This window comes from Bacteroidia bacterium (assembly GCA_023228875.1).
Classification (GTDB): domain Bacteria; phylum Bacteroidota; class Bacteroidia; order NS11-12g; family UBA955; genus JALOAG01.
The window spans coordinates 35333-54365 of sequence record JALOAG010000012.1; the positions used below are offsets into that span (position 1 = coordinate 35333).

General features: G+C 35.1%; 20 protein-coding genes. All 20 read left to right on the forward strand.

Features of this window, described 5'->3' with window-relative positions; genetic code table 11:
* Nucleotides 1-6 precede the first annotated feature (6 nt).
* The 20 genes from M0R38_10555 (at nt 7) to M0R38_10650 (ending at nt 18726) form a co-directional block, all read left to right on the forward strand.
* Nucleotides 7-228, forward strand: a complete 222-nt coding sequence (locus tag M0R38_10555; GenBank protein ID MCK9482184.1) for a KTSC domain-containing protein — start codon at nt 7-9, stop codon at nt 226-228.
* 722 nt (nt 229-950) lie between these two features.
* A complete protein-coding gene (locus tag M0R38_10560) occupies nt 951-1430 on the forward strand; it encodes a 3'-5' exonuclease (protein MCK9482185.1) in 480 nt (159 codons plus the stop codon).
* Nucleotides 1431-1657: 227 nt separating this feature from the next.
* A complete protein-coding gene (locus M0R38_10565) occupies nt 1658-2179 on the forward strand; it encodes a hypothetical protein (protein ID MCK9482186.1) in 522 nt (173 codons plus the stop codon).
* A gap of 284 nt (nt 2180-2463) precedes the next feature.
* A complete protein-coding gene (locus M0R38_10570; GenBank protein MCK9482187.1) occupies nt 2464-3351 on the forward strand; it encodes a DUF4231 domain-containing protein in 888 nt (295 codons plus the stop codon).
* Nucleotides 3352-3926: 575 nt separating this feature from the next.
* Nucleotides 3927-5474, forward strand: a complete 1548-nt coding sequence (gene istA, locus M0R38_10575; GenBank protein MCK9482188.1) for an IS21 family transposase — start codon at nt 3927-3929, stop codon at nt 5472-5474.
* The gene (istB, locus tag M0R38_10580) at nt 5471-6223 is read left to right on the forward strand and encodes an IS21-like element helper ATPase IstB (protein MCK9482189.1); all 753 of its coding nucleotides are present in this window, start codon (nt 5471-5473) and stop codon (nt 6221-6223) included. Before istA ends, istB begins: the two co-directional genes overlap by 4 nt.
* Before the next feature lie 125 nt (nt 6224-6348).
* Entirely contained in the window at nt 6349-6933 is a 585-nt protein-coding gene (locus M0R38_10585) for a TIR domain-containing protein (protein MCK9482190.1), read from the forward strand.
* Nucleotides 6933-8168, forward strand: coding sequence for a hypothetical protein (locus M0R38_10590; GenBank protein MCK9482191.1), 1236 nt, complete (start codon nt 6933-6935; stop codon nt 8166-8168). The genes M0R38_10585 and M0R38_10590 overlap by 1 nt, the downstream gene beginning before the upstream one ends.
* A gap of 43 nt (nt 8169-8211) precedes the next feature.
* Nucleotides 8212-9129, forward strand: a complete 918-nt coding sequence (locus M0R38_10595) for a putative DNA base hypermodification protein (GenBank protein MCK9482192.1) — start codon at nt 8212-8214, stop codon at nt 9127-9129.
* Nucleotides 9117-10148 (forward strand): thymidylate synthase, encoded by a 1032-nt coding sequence (locus tag M0R38_10600; GenBank protein MCK9482193.1) that lies wholly within the window; start codon nt 9117-9119, stop codon nt 10146-10148. The genes M0R38_10595 and M0R38_10600 overlap by 13 nt, the downstream gene beginning before the upstream one ends.
* Nucleotides 10141-10416: a DUF1599 domain-containing protein gene (locus M0R38_10605; protein MCK9482194.1), complete on the forward strand. Its 276-nt coding sequence runs from the start codon at nt 10141-10143 to the stop codon at nt 10414-10416. The genes M0R38_10600 and M0R38_10605 overlap by 8 nt, the downstream gene beginning before the upstream one ends.
* 33 nt (nt 10417-10449) lie before the next feature.
* Nucleotides 10450-10917, forward strand: coding sequence for a TIR domain-containing protein (locus M0R38_10610; GenBank protein ID MCK9482195.1), 468 nt, complete (start codon nt 10450-10452; stop codon nt 10915-10917).
* A gap of 1 nt (nt 10918) precedes the next feature.
* A complete protein-coding gene (locus M0R38_10615; protein ID MCK9482196.1) occupies nt 10919-11554 on the forward strand; it encodes a hypothetical protein in 636 nt (211 codons plus the stop codon).
* 112 nt (nt 11555-11666) lie between these two features.
* Nucleotides 11667-13391, forward strand: coding sequence for a KAP family NTPase (locus M0R38_10620; GenBank protein ID MCK9482197.1), 1725 nt, complete (start codon nt 11667-11669; stop codon nt 13389-13391).
* 136 nt (nt 13392-13527) lie between these two features.
* Nucleotides 13528-14649, forward strand: a complete 1122-nt coding sequence (locus M0R38_10625; protein MCK9482198.1) for a hypothetical protein — start codon at nt 13528-13530, stop codon at nt 14647-14649.
* 229 nt (nt 14650-14878) lie between these two features.
* The gene (locus M0R38_10630; protein MCK9482199.1) at nt 14879-15256 is read left to right on the forward strand and encodes a hypothetical protein; all 378 of its coding nucleotides are present in this window, start codon (nt 14879-14881) and stop codon (nt 15254-15256) included.
* Nucleotides 15257-15283: 27 nt separating this feature from the next.
* Complete coding sequence (locus M0R38_10635; protein MCK9482200.1) at nt 15284-15541, forward strand: hypothetical protein; 258 nt, start codon at nt 15284-15286, stop codon at nt 15539-15541.
* 108 nt (nt 15542-15649) lie between these two features.
* On the forward strand, nt 15650-16636 hold the full coding sequence (locus M0R38_10640; GenBank protein MCK9482201.1) for an NAD-dependent epimerase/dehydratase family protein: 987 nt from the start codon (nt 15650-15652) through the stop codon (nt 16634-16636).
* A 3-nt stretch (nt 16637-16639) separates the two neighbouring features.
* Nucleotides 16640-17197 carry a sugar transferase gene (locus M0R38_10645; GenBank protein MCK9482202.1) on the forward strand — a complete coding sequence of 186 codons (558 nt, stop codon included), beginning with the start codon at nt 16640-16642 and terminating at the stop codon, nt 17195-17197.
* A gap of 371 nt (nt 17198-17568) precedes the next feature.
* Nucleotides 17569-18726, forward strand: coding sequence for an ATP-binding protein (locus tag M0R38_10650; protein MCK9482203.1), 1158 nt, complete (start codon nt 17569-17571; stop codon nt 18724-18726).
* Nucleotides 18727-19033: the final 307 nt, after the last annotated feature.

The window sequence follows — 19033 nt, forward strand, 5'->3', positions numbered from 1 at the left end:
AGAATTATGAATTTACCAGAAATGCACTATGTATCATCATCTAATGTAGAGAGTGTGGGTTATGACGAAGAGACTTCAACACTATATGTTAGTTTTTTAACCGGATTTTTGTATACGTACTTAAATGTGCCAATTGTGGTTTTTAATCAACTATTGCATGCTCCTTCTGTCGGAGGTTATTTAAATGCTAATATCAAAGGAGTATATCTGGACAATAGAATTAAATAATGAATGTTGGTTTATTAATCACCTGTTCAGTAACTGTAAAAACAGTAGAATTTATGTGATGAAACTTTCTAGATAATCAAGACTAGAGCAAGATCCATCAAACCGAACAATATCAGTTTAATGATTATATTCAAAGATTTACTTTTCTTGGATTTTTAAGATCTCAATTTTAAGATTCTTTTTTGTGTTGATAACAAAATATGCAGAACGCCTATTTGTTTTATAAAGTTTCGCAAAACCCATATAGTCATCGTTAAATATATAATAAATGTATACATCTGAGATAGTCTGATGTGATTGGACAATATTTTTATCGAAGTTGAGTTTTTATGTTGAAAAAATACATATCCTGCTCTTTTCTTACGAAATCACGCAGCCATCTGATTTACAATTATGGGAAGGTTGTTACCAATAGATGAATGCTTACTTTTTTCATTGTAATACTGAATAAAATCAAAACAAATCTGGTATTGGGGCTGAAGAAAAATGTTGGGGTGTAGGTATATGAGCAAAGTGTAGGAGGTAAGGGTGAGGGGTGGCATTCGTGTGCGTTGTACTCAGGGATTAAGCTATTATTAAAAACATGCTTTTTATGAAGGCAGCGATAAGGCTCAATATGTTTGCAAATATTGCAGCACAAAAGTATCAGGTTTAAGAGCAAGTTTATGTTCTCGCCATTCAAATGGTGCAAATAAAGGTGAGCACGTGCCAGCAATGTAATAATGATAAATACTTTCACAGCAATTGATTTTGAAACGGCTCAAGCCTCCCGTTGGAGTATCTGCCAAGTTGGTTTGATTCGAGTTGAAAATGGGGAGATTGTTAAGCAACTCAATTTGCTTGTGCAACCTCCTGATAATTATTATTTGGACAGGCTTATTGATATTCATGGAATTACTCCGGAGGATACTAAAAACGCTCCCACATTTGATCTTGTTTGGCCTCAAATAGAACCATATATTACAGGGCAACATGTTGTTGCACACAATGGATTCTCTTTTGATTTCCATTGTATAAAACAAACACTTGAATATTATAATCTATGTGTTCCTGAATACGATAAACACTGTACATATCGGATTTATGGGAGTGATCTTGCTTCGCTTTGCGAAGAATATTGTATAGAGCTTAATCATCACGATGCTTTGTCAGATGCTTTGGCATGTGCAAAGCTGTTTTTGCAACATATTAATAATAATTAATAAGCTATCTGAAAGTGGATAGTTCTATGCATTATGGAACTACTATTTTGTAGTTTGATGGATATAAAGTAGATACAATGGAAGGACAGTATTGGACTGATAGAGAAACAACAGGAATAATAAGCCTTGAAAGGGCAGTAATGGTAAAGGATGAAGTGGTGAAGAGTGAAGAGTAAAGAGTGAAGAATTTCTTACAAGTTGATTAAATAGGGATAACAAAAAACAGTATGGGTAAAAGGACTGATCACTTAATTGACGAACAAAAGGATGAATATGAACTAAAACAAGAACGTGTTGTTAGATGGGATAAGTATAGAATTGAACAAATGTCCTTTACTAATAATTTGTTTATTGGGTTTAGTATTGCTTTTCTGAGTTTCTTTGTTGCTAAAACAGAATTAGTTTTTCATAGATGTTACTTCTTGTGTTGTATACAAATACTGACAGCCATATTAGTCGGTCTATCGTTTCTTTCTGGGACACTGGTTACAATTAACAGACTTAAAGACTTTAGGCAAACTGCGAGATTAACAAAGAAAAGGAAGAGAAAATATGAGCACGAAAATAATATTGAATGCTCAAAAAATATTAGAAGGCTTAGACATCAAATAGTTAAATTAGAGAGAGAGACTAGGGAATTAGGAGATAATACATGGTGTTTTTTACTATGTCAAATCTGGACTTTTTTTGTCGGAGTAATAACAGGTGTTCTATATTTAATATTATCGCAAACTCAGCTTGCCGGGTAAGTTTAAAAAAACACGATATTGCCTATAATGTCCAGGTGGTCATAGAGGCTGAAGGAGACGGTGTAGTAGTTATTGGGAAATTTGGGTGAGAGTTTACACATTCAGAGTTATTTGGGTAAATCAATTGAATATCAAGTGACAGTTGGAAACACCTTGAAATCTTGATAGTTGAGAATTTAATGTTTTACGTATAATAGTTGAGAAGGTATTCGAAAATGTTGGTTATAGGAGTCTTTAGAACAACCCCTTACATAATACCGTTAATATAGTTAAATATTATAGACATGGATATAAAAGTTACAGACAGTGATTTACCTGGATTATACCAATCAGCAGATAGGGCATCAATAAAAGAACAAAACAAACACTTTTACAGTATTATTGGGTATTTAGGTTTACTTATTCTTGCTTCACTATTCGCTTATTTGGCAGATGGCTATCCTAAGTCCATCTTCAAAATCATTTCTACAATATTATTTCTCATCACACTTTGTATTATGATATGGCAAAAGGTTAGAAAACCCGATGATATTTGGTATAACGGAAGAGCTGTTGCAGAATCTGTGAAAACACGTTCTTGGCGATGGATGATGAGGGCAGCACCATATATTGACACTGAAAATGAAGAAACTGTTAGGAAGCATTTTGTAAATGATTTAAAAATTATTTTAAAACAAAATGAAAACCTGATTAGTAATATAGGAATATGTGCAAGCATAGAAGACCCAATCTCGAATACCATGATTCAGATAAGAAACCTTAGCATAGGGGATAGATTTAAACTATATAAGCAAGAAAGGATTACTAATCAAGCATTATGGTATACAGAGAAAGCGAATTATAATATAAAAAAAAGAAATGTCTGGTTTTGTATAACAATTGGCCTTCATGCATTGGCTATCATTCTTCTATTATATAACATTAAAGAGCCCCACCTTAAATTACCTATTGAAGTTATTGCTATAGGAACTTCATCTGCGTTAACATGGGTACAGGCTAAAAAACATAGTGAACTCTCGTCCTCTTATTCGTTAACTGCACATGAAATCGTATTAATACAATCGGAGGTTACGACATTTAGTAATGAATCAGAATTTTCAGACTATATAATGAATTGTGAGAATGCTTTCTCAAGAGAACATACACAATGGTTCGCTAGAAAGAATGAATAATATTATTATAAATAGAACAGCTTTTATCGAATATCAAAAATTACGTATAGAAATTCCTTTGTTTATCCCTTCCATATCTTCAGTAAAACAAATTTTCGTCCAATTGACTATTTGAAATTAACAGAAGAACTTAAGTATCCTAATTTTTTTAGTTTTTGCATACGATATATTTAACTAGTTAAAGTTCAGACTGTTTTTTTTAATATCGAGGTTTATGAAAATTGTTGGTATCGAGATAGTAATGGGAACCTTGACAAATACAATGGGGTATTAAAATGATTTCGCTCATTTTTTGATTATCAAAAAATAAAATTAATAAAGGCGTATTCTATTTTAGAATATAAAATTTTCTATGAGTCTCTAATTTGCAAGCTGTAAGTCATATTCAACAATAAATTTATATTATTGTAATCAGTAACTTTGTATGTACATTTTTCGGCAATGTCATATGTACAGAAATCGGCAACATGCGATGTACATAAAAAAAGGTTAAAAGAAGAGTCTTCATACATTTGTAGATCAACTCAAATACAAATTTTATGAAGACTCGGAAATCACCTTTTAAAAAGGCAATTATGTGGCACAAAGTTAAACAACTTTCATTAATCAGCGGTAACTCAGATGCTAAAATAGCACGAGTCCTTGGAATTGACCGCCGAACTGTAGCTAAATACAGAAAAATGAGCGAGACAAATTTCATGGAGTTTGTTAAGAAAAAGCGAGTATATGAGAAGATTTTGGACCCTTGGTATCTGTTTGTAAAGCATCTTTTAGAGCTTGATAATGGTTTACCTGCAGCTGTTGTAGAGGATCGCCTAAAGGAACATTATCCCGATTTGCCCAAAGTCAACAGCAAGACGGTTTACAATTTTGTTAAATATGTACGCAAGAAAGAGAAGATCTTTGCTCCTGTGATTGTACAACAGAGGGAGGCAATGGATGAGGTTCCTTACGGCAGTCAAGCGCAGATTGACTTTGGTGAGCACACTCTTCGTCGCTTGGATAAGAGCACTCAAAAGGTCTACTTCTTTGCTATGGTACTCTCTCGCAGCCGCCATAAATATCTCTTCTTTCAAACTAGACCATTTACCGGTAAAACCGCTGTAGAGTCACACGAGCGAGCCTTTGAGTATATGGAAGGGATACCCAAGATGCTGCTCTATGATCAAGACTCAGTCTATCTAAAGAATGAGAACCTGGGTGACTACCTTTTGGCAGAGAATTTTAACCGCTACCGCAGTGAGAGAAATATCAATGTGGTGTTCTGCCGCAAAGCAGATTCGCAAACAAAGGGCAGAGTGGAGAACGTTATAAAGTATGTAAAAAACAACTTCCTTCGCGCGCGTACCTTTTATGATATTGATCGTCTTAACCGGGATGCACTCGAGTGGCTTAGCCGTACTGCCAATGGCACCGAGCATGCCACCACTAAGCTTATACCTAAAGAGGAGTGGCTTATTGAGAAGGATTACCTTCAGCCCTTTAGTCCAACTACTTTTATAGCATCTGAAAAGCTCCCTGAGTACACTGTCAGGCGTGATAACACTATTAGTTATCGAGGCAACTTCTACAGAGTACCCTACGGCACCTATAATGGTGACAGGACAACGCTTCTGTTATCAGTGAAACAGAAGAGGCTTTATCTCTATAATCACGAAAACCTCCTTGTAGCTGAACATACTGTAAGCCAGGAGAGAGGCAAGATAATAGGTGGCACATCATATCGTCGTGATCGCACTATGGAGCTTAACACCTTCAAGCAGAAGACTCTGTTACTACGGCCGGACTGCAGTCTCCTAAACAGCTTTATAGAGGAGATACATAAAGATAAACCCAGATATCTAAGAGATAATCTGAAAATAATAAGGGAGGTTATAGAACAGTACAGCCCAAATAGTGTTGGTACTGCACTTGGCTACTGTCTTAGGCACGGCCTATACAATGCGTTTAATCTAAAAGAGGCGGCCGAGCATTACCGAAAACAGGAGGAGGTGAGTAAGAAGCCTCGTAAAATGATAAATATACCGCTAAGCAGCACTGTTATGGAGCAGTTTAACACAAACGAGTATATCCCTGAGAGAAGCAGCATAGAGCAGTATGATAAAATAATGGAGCAGGTATGAAGCAGATAGAAGATTTAAAAGAGTATGCCGGTATGCTTAGGTTGGGCTATCTAAGGGAGAACGTACAGACGCTGCTGCATGAGGCTGCTGTTAACACACCCGGTTATGCGGAGTTCCTTGAGAATGTCCTTTTAAAAGAGGTCAAACAGCGGCAGTTAAATGACTACCAACGCAGGCTTAAGTTGGCACGTCTGCCCCGTGTTCATAATCTTGAGGAGTATGACTATAAGGCATCAAGTAGTATTGCAGTTAGGCAGATGAAGCAGCTAAGGGAGCTGCTGTGGGTTGACCAGATGTACAATCTGGTGCTGATGGGTCCAAGCGGAACCGGTAAAACATTTATAGCTGGCGGGTTAGTCAATGATGCCATAAAGAGGGGGTACAGAGCTTATTTTACCACCATGGCCGATCTTATCAATGTGCTGAAACGTAAAGAGATAATCTCTTCGGCTATGAGTACCTACAAGCGTTACACCAAAGCACATCTTGTTGCCATTGATGATATAATGATGTTCCCGATAGAAAAGAGTGAAGCGGTCTCTCTGTTTAATCTTATAAATCATCTACATGAACACTGTTCAGTGATTATTACAACCAATAAATCACCGGCTCAGTGGGCGGAGACCCTTGATGATGAGGTGTTGGCAACAGCGATGCTTGACAGGCTTCTCTATCGTTGTGAGGTGGTTAAGTTTGAAGGGAATGGATACAGGATGGAAAACAGGCAGTCCTTCCTGGAAAAAGAGTGAGTTAGAAGGAGAAATATTTAAAATGAGATAGTTATAGAATGTTAAATCTGTACATCGCACCTTGCCAATATCTGTACATCGCATGTTGCCATTTTTTGTACATTGCAATTTTGCTAATTACAATTATGAAGCACAAGTGTTTTATCTCATTTAAGACTGAAGATTTGTGGTACAAAAAATACATTCAGGAGAACTTGGACTTAGATATGATTGATAAATCTTTAGATGTTCCTATTGATTCGGATGATGAAGATTACATTATGAGGAAAATTAGAGAAGATTATCTTTCGGATAGTACTGTTACAATCCATTTAATTGGTGCTAAAAGTTCAGAATATTTAGGATGGAATGAACAGCGGTTTATTAAGAGAGAATTACAGGCTTCTCTATACAATGGAAAAGGAAATACTAGAAGTGGGATTCTAGGTGTTGTGTTGCCAAACATGATAGATTCTATCTATCTAGGTAGAATGAATTGTTGGCATTGTGGAGGTTATCATAATTCAGTGAATCTCAAAGATACAACCGTGAGTGAATTTCGGTACAACTTCTTCATACCACATAAGAATAAGTGTGTTTGGTCAGAGGAGGATAGATATTGTGTACTTACAAAGTGGAATGATTTTATTAACAACCCGAAAAAATATATTGATCAAGCTTTTTGCAAACGTGATCATCCTATAGCAGAAAAAATTAAAGTTCGACCATAATGAAATCAGGAAAAAAAATATGTTTTGTGATAATGGGGTTTGGGAAGAAACAAGATCCCTTAACTAATCGTACGATAGATCTGGATGCAACATATAAAAGAATTATTCGTCCTGCAGTCTTGAAATGTAACTACGTATGTATTCGTGCTGATGAGATTTTAGATTCGACTTTAATTGATAGAAACATGTATGCATTACTGTATCATGCTGATTTAGTAATTGCTGATATTTCTACTTATAATCCTAATGCTATATACGAACTTGGCACTAGACATGCTCTCAGGCCATATTCAACAATAATAATAAAAGAGAATGGTGTAAAGATTCCTTTTGATATCGATCATATCAGGACATTAACGTATGAACATCTTGGAAATGAAATTTCTGATTCGGAAGTAAGGAGAAGCAAGATGCAGTTGGAGAGTGTAATAAATTCAATTGATGAAAACCCAACAGTTGACAGCCCCTTTTATATTTATATTCCAAGCTGTAAAGCACCAGAAATAGCAAAAGAAGATTTGGACGAGATAATAGGAGAACTTCATAGCAGCGAGGAGTCGATATACTCTATTACAGAGAAAGCTAAAGAACATATGAGCAATAATATGTTTGTTGAAGCTGCTGAAAAATGGCGTCAACTTGATGAGTTGGTTGAGAATGATTCATATTATATTCAACAACAAGCTCTTTGTACATATAAAAGTAAAATGCCGAGTGAACATAAAGCTTTAACAGATGCATTAGTTATAGTGTCTCGATTAAAAGGTCTAAAAGATTCTGAGACTCTGGGTATAACAGGTGCTATTAACAAAAGATTGTGGATTAAAACCAAGGAAATCTCTTATTTAGATTCTGCAATAGAAAATTATAAAAAAGGATGGATTTTGCATAATGATTATTACACAGGAGAAAATTATGCACTTTGCCTTGAAATGAGAGCTGTAGAAGAAAAAGAAGAAAGACATAAAATTCACAAGCAGGTTGAAGCAGAAGATGTACGTAAAAAGATTATTGATTTTGTTTTGCTTTCTTTAGCTGACGTAGAACCCGAAGAATTTAAATGGAAATGCGCAACCTTGGCTAATTGCTATTTATCTACAAATAATTATACTGAAGCAGTAAAATTTGAGAAAAAGTTTATAGATCAAAAGCCAACCGACTGGGAGTATAAATCATACAGTGATTCAAAAGAAATTATTCTTAAGTTGAAAAACAATCGGGATGTTGAAGATTAGAAAAGAGGCTTTTAGGTATTATTTCCATTTTATGCATAAACGAATGGAAATATTTTGGAATAAATATAATGGCATTGGTTCATGGACTGATGATCCTATATTGACTAAAAATAAGTTTACCAACGTATATCGTGCAAGCGATAGAGTTAGTCAGTATATGATAAAACACGTTATATATGACACAAATGAACGATATAACGAAGAGGATGTAATATTAAAAATATTGTTTTTTAAAATATTCAATAAAATAGAGACTTGGAAGTACTTAGAAGAAAACGGGGTAAGAATAACAGTAAATGATTTTAATGTTAAAAAAATTAATTTACTTCTCTCAGAAAGAATTCAACGTCAACCCATTTTTAGTGCTGCATACATGATGACAGGAAGTCATAAAGATTTTATACAATATAAATCCAAGCATGAGAAATGGTTAAGAATGATAGATAAGGAATTTATTAATAATGGATTGATTTATAGGATAATAAAGTCTAAATCATTAGAAGAGGTATTTAATTTATTATTAGAGTGTCCATTTATTGGTAATTTTCTAGCGTATCAATACGCTATTGATTTTAATTATTCAGAAGTTTTGAATTTTGATGAGAATAGCTTTGTTAAAGCGGGTGTTGGTGCAATAAGAGGGATAAAAAAATGTTTTGTAGATATTAACGGATATTCGTATGAAGATGTTATTAGGTTTGTACAAGACAACTTGTATCTGTTTAGAGAAAAATATGGGTATTCTGATTTTAAAAATTTATTTGGTAGAGAACCGACATTAATAGATTTACAAAACTGTTTTTGTGAAACAGATAAGTACTTAAGAGCTAAAATGCCAGAACTCAAAGTTGATAATACACGTATTAAACAAAAATATAAACCTGGTAAATCTAGTTTTAATTATTTTTTTCCTCCCAAATGGAATATCAATAACAGAATAGAGAATAAATGTTCACAGTAGAATACAACGGAATTAATTCTTTTTTAGTTGGCGCCTCTAAGCTCCTTTTGGATTTTGGTATTGAAAGAAAAGTAAGGAATCAAAAATGTATGGAACTTCCAGAACCGATAATGATAAAAATCACAAACCCGTTATCACGATGGATAACAATCCCAGAACGAAAGTGGGATTTGTTTATACCATATGCAGAATTACTATGGCTATTGATGGGAAGAAACGATTTAGAATTTATTAAATACTACGTTAACAGAATGGAGGCGTTTTCTGATGATAAGGTTTATCTTAGAGGTGGATATGGGCCCAGATTACGTTATTTTAATGGAAATAATGTTGATTATAAGGTTCCAATAAATAGTGGAAACGATATTCTCTATATGGAGACAGATCAGATCAGATATGTTGTAGAATGTTTTAGTAAGGATAAAAACACACGGCAAGCTATTATTACTTTAAGTGATCCTTCCAAAGATTTTTTTGATAAATCTCATAAATTTAAAGATACCGAAGATCGGCCATGTACTCAAACGCTTCATTTTATTAGAAGTGTTGAAACCGGAAAACTTAATTTGATTGTTAATATGCGCTCCAATGATATTATATGGGGTGCTAGTGCAGTAAATATTTTCAATTTTTCTTTTATGCAAGAATGTATTGCGCAAATAATTGGTTTAGAAGTTGGTGTTTATTTTCATATCGTTGATAACCTACATTACTATAATAGACATGAACGTATGATTAGAAAGTTATCTGAGGTTGAGAATGTGATTGATGATTTCTATAGTTATGAAAAAAAATTTAGGACATTAGAAGATTTGGATTCTCAAGTTGATAACCTCTTTTCTTTTGAAAAAAATATACGTTCAGGAAAAACTAAAGATCTAGTTGATTTCAACGAAGATTTTTTTAACGATTGGGTTAAAGTTCTGTATTTAAAAAGCACGAAGACTCGAGTTGATTTTGTTAATCCAATTCTATCTGAACTTTCAGAGAGATACTTAAATAAGAGGCAATATGAATAAAAAAGAAATTAAAGCTATTACCGATGAAGTAACTGATATTCTTATCAAAAAAAATGAAGACTATGGAGGCGCAAGTTTTAATTTAGGGTTAAATGGAAACATGGTGCATATATATGATAAAGCCTGCCGTTTTAAAACACTTCAGGAGAAAGCTAATAAGGGTACTGAACCTAATTTTGAATCCATTGAAGATACGTTGAAAGATATTATGGGATATGCAATTATTGGTCTTTTGATATTACAAAAAGAACAATATAATAAAAGCTGAATTATCAGTAAAATTATTTAGTCATATTTTTTCATGAAAAATAAAAATGTTTTTATAAGTCATAAAGGTGAGGATGACGAACACATTCAAAAATTAAAAAGTTTATTAGAATCTAAAGGTTATAATCTAAAAAACAGCTCAATTGACAGTAGTAAACCTAATGATGCACATAGTGAGGAATACATAAAAAGTATATTGCGTCCTCGGATTGAATGGGCCGGTACTCTTATTTGTTTAATTGGAGATAAAACTGCTCAAAGTAAATGGGTAAATTGGGAAATAGAGTACGCTACAAAAGAGGGTAAAAACATCGTTGGTGTATTTCTACATGGTGCAACTGATTCCGAAATTCCTGATAATTTAAATGTTTTTGCTGATTCAATAGTCGCATGGAATGGAAAGAAAATTATAAATGCTATTGAGAATAAGGGTAATTTTGAAAATAGCGACGGCAGCCCACGAGACAATCCTGATTTGATTCAACAAGGTATCACTTGCTGAAATGTGTATTGGATATTCATATATTTTATCGAGAGATTACGGTTTTGCACCTAATCCTTTTGGTGGTTTTTGCACTCTTGCTACATGTAAACCAAGAATACGAAAAAACTTAGTTGTTGGTGATTATGTTTTTGGTATTACACCAAGGAAGTTAGGTAACAATTTAGTGTTTGCAATGAAGGTAGGCGAAAAAATGACTTATAATGAGTATTGGATAGACGAACGTTTTCAATTTAAGAAGCCTTGTTTAAATGGAAGTAGAAAAACTGCCTATGGTGATAATATTTATTATTTAAAACCAGATGGAACATGGCATCAAAGTGATTCACATCATAGTAATCCAGATGGTGTTATTAATTTTGATAACTTACACAGAGATACTTCAGTAGATGCAGTACTAATTTCTTATGACTTTTTCTATTTTGGTGCAAGTGCAATTGAAATTTCTACTGAATATAAAGACTCTCTTTTACTAACTCACAAATCAAAAACAATTTTAGGTATTGGGGAAAATAAAATATCTGCAGATGATTGCGGGTCTATCTGGACATGGCTTTGTAATAATTACTCATTTCGAATTATAGACTTTCCATTTTTATTCAGGCAAGAGTTTAAACGATATGATGGGAAGTCTTAGTGATAAAAATAGCTAAACTCAACTCAATTGGATTTTGAGCACGTTACGCTCATTAATGTATTTTCTTCTTGGATTATACCCAACGAAGAAATTAGTAAAGAAAACTTGCATAATGACAGAAAAAAAGTTAAGGGAAAAGGTTTTAGTTGAGATATACAAACATAGAAACGATCTAAACATTGACTTTTCAAAATTCTGTGAGAATCAGGGCATTAAGTTTGAGAGTGAAGATCAGCAAGCTAGGGTACTACATTTTTTATCTGACCATAATTATATTGAAACGATGCTTTATGAAGGAAGTGATGGCCATATTTTAAGTATCACTTCTTATGGTGTTGACTTTGCAGAGAGCTTGATTTATAGTGGACCAGGACCAGGTCTAGGATTAGACCCAGGAGAATCTGGTACAAAACTACCACTTATCTCTTTCGATCAAGCCCCACCAAAAAAGTACGATGCAATAGAGAAGTATCACGATATTAAAGATTCAAGCATAGAACCTTGCTTTAATATTGAGAAGCTAGCTGAAGGTTTTGTTAGGCAAATTGATACTGTATGTAATCCTGACTCAAATAATGTGTGTATGATTGGAATCTTTGCCCCATGGGGCAGAGGGAAAAGCTATTTTTTCAAAAATATCAAGGAGAAAATTGAAGATAGAAATCAAAAGAAAGATTCTAATACTATTCACTATGACGTTGTTGAATTTAATGCATGGAAGTATCAGGATACACCTGCCATATGGGCTTATTTATTTGAGGTATTTTATAAACATGCAAAGTGGTACAAGAAAGTATGTTTTTTAATTAATCGTCATTATAGACAAATTATTTTAGGAAGTCTATTTTTATTAATAGTTGTTTTCTTTTCTTGTATTTTCTTCTATAAAAATAACAGTAATTCTCTGTTAGAAATTATAAAGATAATTGTTGCGATAATTGCTGCACCGACAGTCAGCACAATAGGATCATTAGTGGTTTCTTATTTTAAGTATTCCAAGTCGGCTGTTACATTAACTAGACGTTTTTCTAAGGGAATCCCTTTTAAGAACGAAATGGGGATTCAAGCAGAAATTGAAAAAGAATTGGCAAATCTGCTAAAAAAATGGGTTCCCAAAAGGAGAATTTCTAACAAGAAAGTAATCTTATATGTAGATGATGTTGACAGGTGTCTGGAAACTAAAATGGTTTCAATAATAGATTCTTTAAGAACTGTTTTAGAAAATGACAACATAAAAAAAAGGTTAGTAATTATTTGCAGTGTAGAAGAGGAAAGATTAAGAATGGCTATAACTCATAAATATAAGCCACTCATTGATGATGATAAGAGCAAACAGAAAATAATAGTGACTAAGCGGCTTGAAACAATAGTAACAGAACAACTTGATAAAATCTTCCTGACAGGTATTGCCCTTCCACCACTTGGTCTTAATCATCAGATTGAATTTCTTGAAAAACTGGCGAAAGAAGAAGGTTCGTATGAAACTGAGGAAAAGCAAAAAGAAAAAGCGAGTAGAGGTAAAAAAATAACTACTTCGAAGGAGAAGGAGGTACAAGAAGTTAGAGCTTTAACGAATTCAGAAATTGTTAATCAAATTTCAAGATACATGCAAGGAAGGTACATGAAGGAAACTGAATCAATACTTACCCCTAGAAGAATCCGTATTATTTATTATCGCATATGGCTGGCAAATAATATTATGAGCATTTTAGGCAGTACCAAAGAAATTAATGATACTGTCATAAAAGCAATTTTTGATTTATCATGCACTGTTTCACAAGAAAACAAGTTGTCCGAAGAACAGGAAAATGTATTAAGGATGGTTGTTCCTTATTGATTATAGAATCAAGAAAAACAAAAAAACATTTAAGATAAAAGACATATATGTGCTCAACTCCTTATGATGGAGCCTATATATAATTCATCCATGTAGACAATGTGGGTTGTACAAACAAATTTACAAGGGGATAAATATGATCAATATTGGAAAAACAGAATGTTTAGTTTCTAAATTAAATAATCTGGCTCGTTTTAAATCGGAATTATCAGATGAGAATCTTGAGGAATTCAACAATTTCAGGAAGGGGATTTTAGAATCTTTGGATGATAACCAAAAATTAAGATTTAATCGGATAAATTTTTATAATGAAGTTGAAAATACTGATGTTGAGGACTTTCCTTTTTTTCGTATAGAAATCAAAATTGACAATATAGGATTTAATCAAGCGGAAACTTTACTTTCAGATACAATGTTTTTACTCAGTTTTGACAGAAATTCACTTGAAGATTTAAAGCTTTATAAACTTCTTAAGGCAAGACAAGGGAATTTAGATTTTGAGATAGAGTTAGCTGAATTTATTTGTGGAGATGATAACAGTTTTCCATATCGCACATCATCTCAACTTACAAGTTTTTTTACAGATTTAGGTTTTAAATATATTCACGATGGAACAACGAGAAGGTACTGGGTAAAAGACGTATTGCTTCAGCTGACAATTAAGGAAATATCAATTGTTATAGAAAGAGGACTATTTAATAAAAGAGAGTTCAGAAAAGAAGCCAAGGAAAAAAGATTGAATTATGAGGGTAATTATCAAAAAGCAATTGAAGAATTTAAGGCATTTTTCAAAGAAAGTTTAAATACTAACAAGGGAATTGACTTGTCATTTTTAATTGATCTTAATATAAATACAGAATTACTTGTTAACAAAGACATTGATACTGATGACGAAGAATTAAACAAGTTAATTGAAGAAGCTAAAAAAAGATTTTTCAATCCAATGGATAAACAAGTTGCAATTGAAAAACTTTGGGATGCATTTGAAAGATTAAAGACTTATTATCAGGGGATTGACAAAAGGCAATCAGCAGGTAAATTATTAACAATAGTATCAGGTAATATAGATGGGGAATTCATAAACAATGAATTTATTATTTTAACAAAAATTGGAAATGAATACAGAATTAGACACCACGAAACTGATAAAAAGGAGATTCATGAAATAAAACATCTAAATTATCTCTTCTTTAGAATGTTATCATTAATTGATTTGTGTTTAACAAGTATTAAAGAAAATAAATATAAACTCCCCTAGATGTGTAATACTTAAGGTAATTGTGGCTTGCTTTCTAAAATAAATTTGCATAATGGATTAAAATGCGAGTTTTTTGAACTGAAAATAAGATTCAAGGGCAGTGCACTAATAAATCGAACGTTTTTTCAGACTGTACGTTTCTAACATCGAAAAAAAATGTGTAAAAACTTCTTTAATGAAAAAACAATATCAGGATAAGTTTCGAAGCTACTTAGAATTCTTAAAAAAAATGGAGAAAGAAGTTAGCTGTATTTTGGAAGAATATGAGCAGCAGATAAAGCTTTTGGAGAAAGAAATGGATAAACTGGATGATAGAATCACGAAGTTGGATATATTTAATGACCGTGTGTATGATCTAGAAGAAAAGTGGGATAAGTTATACGACAAATATAATCAGATACAAGAATTTTATGCACATATTGAAGAAGCACTCAATCCTGTTGAGGATGCTCTGTATACTATTGAAAACCTTGTGTCTCAACTAGAATTTGAGGAGAAACTCTCCAAAATGACATTAGAAGAAATATTAAAATATTTGGAAGAACACCGGGAAAAATTAAGAAGAAAACTAGATAACTACAAGCAAAAAAATATTCCAACTGAATAATTAATACCAATAGTAAAAGATATAAAAATGGTAATTATTTCAAATCAAATCTTAATTGAATTTTTGAGACAAAACAATCGTGCAGACAATGTACGCAATGATCAATTAGGCAAAATGTTAGATAAAATTATTATTGAATTAGGAGGTGAGCAGCAGCAAAGAGTTTTTGCCAGACGCGATAATGAAGAAGGTGACCAGTTTAAACATCCTAAAAGCTCAAGAAGCTATACCTTTCCTAAAGAACAGATTCAAAATTTGTTTGATAAAATTTTAGATGAGTTTTGATAAATCATAATAATCTGGTGTTGACGTTTATAGACACAGAATTGCATTCCATATTTGTTAGTCAATGCTTATTTCCCTAATTTCTTTAAAGCATAAGTTTAAAAGTCTATGAACATATTAATTACCGGAGCATCGGGGTTTGTGGGGAGTCATTTGGTGGGTGGTTTTGTGGGGAGAGGGGATGTGGTTGATGTGCTTGATTTGGGGCAGGTGGCGCCTGAGGGTGTGCGGCAGTCGTTTCATTGGGACGGGCTAGAGCAGGTGGATTTGAGTGTGTACGATGCTGTCATTCATTTGGCGGGGTTGGCGCATGATGTGCGTGGCGAATCTCATGAAGAGGCGTACATGAAGGTCAATTACGGATTGACTAAGAGGGTGTTCGACCAATTCCTGGAAGCATCAGATGTAGGTCGCAAAACTGGTACAGGGAAGCGGTCTTTTATTTTCTTCAGTACCGTGAAGGCGGTGGCGGACAGGGTAGAAGAGGAGGTGCTTACAGAGGAGGCGGTGCCTCGGCCTGTAGGGCCTTATGGCGAGTCTAAAAGGAAGGCAGAGGAGTACATCTGGGAGGCGCTGGAAAAGGCCGGGGCCGGGGCCGAGGCTGCGGATGTCAACGTATATATTCTGAGACCGAGCATGATTCACGGACCGGGCAACAAGGGGAACCTGAACCTGTTGTACCAGGTGGTGCGCAGGGGAATCCCGTGGCCATTGGGGGCTTTCGATAACAAGAGGTCGTTTACCTCGGCTCGGAATTTGTGTTTTTTGGTGGGGGAGTTGGCTGCCGGCACCATTCCGTCCGGGGTGTACCATGTGGCGGACGATGAACCTGTTTCTACCAATCGGTTGATTGAGTTGATTTGCGAGTCTTTGGGTAAGAGGCCTAAAATTTGGCATCTGAGTGCCGGGTTGATCAAGTGGTTTGCGCGTGTGGGAGATGTTTTGCGTTTGCCGTTGAATTCGTTACGGTTGCAGAAACTGACCGAGAATTATGTGGTTTCTAACCGGAAATTGAAGGAGGCTTTGAACCTGGAGGCTTTGCCATACCATACAGAAGAAGAATTGTTGCAAACTTTGGAATCGTTTAAGAATTAATACATGCGGCGTTTGTTTGATTTCCTTTTTTCAGTTGCGGGGTTGCTGATTATTTGGCCCGTTGGACTGGTGCTATATATCATAGGACTTTTTGATACAGGGAGTCCTTTTTTTATTCAGGAACGGGTGGGGAAGAATCAAAAGCCGTTTCGGCTGGTTAAATTCCGTACCATGCGAAAGGACACCAAATCTGTGGCCTCGCATTTGGCTGATCCTTCTGCCATTACAAAGTTTGGACACTTTCTGCGTAAAACCAAATTGGATGAACTGCCTCAGCTTATCAACGTGGCCAAAGGCGACATGAGTTTTGTAGGTCCCAGGCCGAATTTGTATAACCAAACGGAATTGATTGCTGAGCGAGACAAGCTGGGCGTTTACAACCACCTGCCCGGCATCACCGGACTGGCCCAGATCAACGAAATTGACATGTCCACCCCTGTTCTATTGGCCGAGACCGATGCCCAAATGATGGAAGGGCTGACCCTCAGGCGGTATTTCTATTACATCTTTGCGACGGTGCTGGGGAAGGGGCAGGGGGATAGGGTGAAGGGTGAGGGGTGAAGGGTGATGGCTTGCCAGATTGGATCAAGCGCGCCACTTTTCTTTTAGTTTTTACCAAGTGCCACATTAATAGATAGTTACGTTTTTGTAAAAATCGAATGGCGCGCTAGATCCAATCTGGGACTGCGTAATTATACCCGTTAGGGTGTTATTTTAAATGTTTTCGGATTTTTATACCCTGAAAGGTATACTAGGGGTGAGAGTGAAGGGTGCTAGGTTGCACGTTTTCTTTGACTAAGTGTATCATTTTTCTCTAGACGAGGATACAAAAAGTGGAACAGGTTTTGATGCAACTGGATGATAGCTATACAATTTTGGAATTCAATTCCAAAATTGTATTTTTGTATGTGTATTTACCTTATTATTAACATATGAAAATTGCACGACAGGCTCAGGTAGAGCTTCGATCATTGGCCGAGCAGTTTAGAGCGGTGGCTGTAGTGGGGCCTCGGCAATCGGGAAAAACGACGCTGGTTCGCATGACTTTTCCCGACAAGGAATACGTGAGTTTGGAGAACCCGGATACAAGAAATTTTGCATTGGAGGATCCGCGAGGTTTTTTGGCAGGTTTTCCTGAAGGAGCCATTCTGGATGAGGTGCAGCGTACTCCCGATATCTTCTCTTACTTACAACAGCTACTTGATGAGGATGCTACTTGTGGACGGTTTATATTAACCGGATCAAACAATTTTCTTTTGCAAGAAAATATATCTCAGAGCTTGGCGGGGAGGGTGGGGTACCTGTTTTTGTTGCCTTTATCTTTGGGAGAGTTGCCAAATCCCGAGTTGCCGGTTAACGAGTTGTTGTATAAAGGTTTATACCCGGCTCTCCATAATGACGAAACGGAGGCAGAGACAAGTAGGTATTTCGCCAATTATATTAGAACATACGTAGAGCGTGATGTCAGGTTGATACGTAATATCACAAACCTGACGAGCTTTGAACGCTTTTTACGTTTGTGTGCCGGACGCATTGGGCAGTTGTTGAACATGAATAACCTGGCCGTTGAAACAGGTGTGGATAACAAAACAATTGCTGCCTGGCTGTCTGTTTTAGAAGCGAGTTTTATTGTTTTCAGACTACAGCCTTACCACAAGAATTTCAACAAGCGCATTGTAAAGATGCCCAAATTGTATTTTTACGACACAGGGGTGGCCTCGGCATTGCTGGGCATTGAGAATGCAAATCAACTGAAGTTGCATCCCTTAAGAGGTGCGCTGTTTGAAAATATGATTGTGGTTGACTTTTTGAAAAACAGATACAATCAAGGCAAGTTGAGCAACCTCTATTTTTGGCGTGATAGCCTTGGAAGAGAGGTTGACTTACTGATTGAGAACCAGGATGGCTTGGTGCCAATAGAAATTAAATCCGGACAAACCATCACCAACGATTACTTTGGCTCGCTTACTGAGTGGTTAAAAATTTCGGGTGAGGAGAGAGGATGGATTATTTATGCGGGAGATAGTAAGCAAGTGCGCAGTAGTGGTATTACGGTTGTTCCTTTTAAAGAGGCGGCGGGTCAGATCTGATCTGGGAGTGCGCTCCTTTAAAAACACTCATTTAACAACAGTAAATACATCTGTAATATGCGGTTTATGTATATAAACCATGTATATGCTATTGTTATATTAAATTAATATTCCAATCTTTGCAATGATTTCATTATAAAATAAGATATGGATTGGAACAGTTTAAGTAATACAGAAGTTATTCAGGAAATCGGCAGAAGAATTAAAAACTACCGACTAAGAAAGAAACTTACGCAGCAACAACTTGCTGAGAAAGCGGGTATAAGTGTTTTTACTGTTGCTCAAATAGAGAAAGGTAATTCAGTAT

Bases quoted from the DNA above. Each gene is read 5' to 3' on its own strand.
- M0R38_10600 (MCK9482193.1), top strand. From the start codon at position 9,117: ATGTTCACAGTAGAATACAACGGAATTAATTCTTTTTTAGTTGGCGCC.
- M0R38_10590 (MCK9482191.1), top strand. From the start codon at position 6,933: ATGAAATCAGGAAAAAAAATATGTTTTGTGATAATGGGGTTTGGGAAG.
- M0R38_10650 (MCK9482203.1), top strand. From the start codon at position 17,569: ATGAAAATTGCACGACAGGCTCAGGTAGAGCTTCGATCATTGGCCGAG.
- istB (MCK9482189.1), top strand. From the start codon at position 5,471: ATGAAGCAGATAGAAGATTTAAAAGAGTATGCCGGTATGCTTAGGTTG.
- M0R38_10620 (MCK9482197.1), top strand. From the start codon at position 11,667: ATGACAGAAAAAAAGTTAAGGGAAAAGGTTTTAGTTGAGATATACAAA.
- M0R38_10560 (MCK9482185.1), top strand. From the start codon at position 951: ATGATAAATACTTTCACAGCAATTGATTTTGAAACGGCTCAAGCCTCC.
- M0R38_10570 (MCK9482187.1), top strand. From the start codon at position 2,464: ATGGATATAAAAGTTACAGACAGTGATTTACCTGGATTATACCAATCA.
- M0R38_10625 (MCK9482198.1), top strand. From the start codon at position 13,528: ATGATCAATATTGGAAAAACAGAATGTTTAGTTTCTAAATTAAATAAT.
- M0R38_10645 (MCK9482202.1), top strand. From the start codon at position 16,640: ATGCGGCGTTTGTTTGATTTCCTTTTTTCAGTTGCGGGGTTGCTGATT.
- M0R38_10610 (MCK9482195.1), top strand. From the start codon at position 10,450: ATGAAAAATAAAAATGTTTTTATAAGTCATAAAGGTGAGGATGACGAA.
- M0R38_10565 (MCK9482186.1), top strand. From the start codon at position 1,658: ATGGGTAAAAGGACTGATCACTTAATTGACGAACAAAAGGATGAATAT.
- M0R38_10595 (MCK9482192.1), top strand. From the start codon at position 8,212: ATGGAAATATTTTGGAATAAATATAATGGCATTGGTTCATGGACTGAT.
- M0R38_10635 (MCK9482200.1), top strand. From the start codon at position 15,284: ATGGTAATTATTTCAAATCAAATCTTAATTGAATTTTTGAGACAAAAC.
- M0R38_10555 (MCK9482184.1), top strand. From the start codon at position 7: ATGAATTTACCAGAAATGCACTATGTATCATCATCTAATGTAGAGAGT.
- M0R38_10605 (MCK9482194.1), top strand. From the start codon at position 10,141: ATGAATAAAAAAGAAATTAAAGCTATTACCGATGAAGTAACTGATATT.
- M0R38_10640 (MCK9482201.1), top strand. From the start codon at position 15,650: ATGAACATATTAATTACCGGAGCATCGGGGTTTGTGGGGAGTCATTTG.
- M0R38_10585 (MCK9482190.1), top strand. From the start codon at position 6,349: ATGAAGCACAAGTGTTTTATCTCATTTAAGACTGAAGATTTGTGGTAC.
- istA (MCK9482188.1), top strand. From the start codon at position 3,927: ATGTGGCACAAAGTTAAACAACTTTCATTAATCAGCGGTAACTCAGAT.
- M0R38_10630 (MCK9482199.1), top strand. From the start codon at position 14,879: ATGGAGAAAGAAGTTAGCTGTATTTTGGAAGAATATGAGCAGCAGATA.
- M0R38_10615 (MCK9482196.1), top strand. From the start codon at position 10,919: ATGTGTATTGGATATTCATATATTTTATCGAGAGATTACGGTTTTGCA.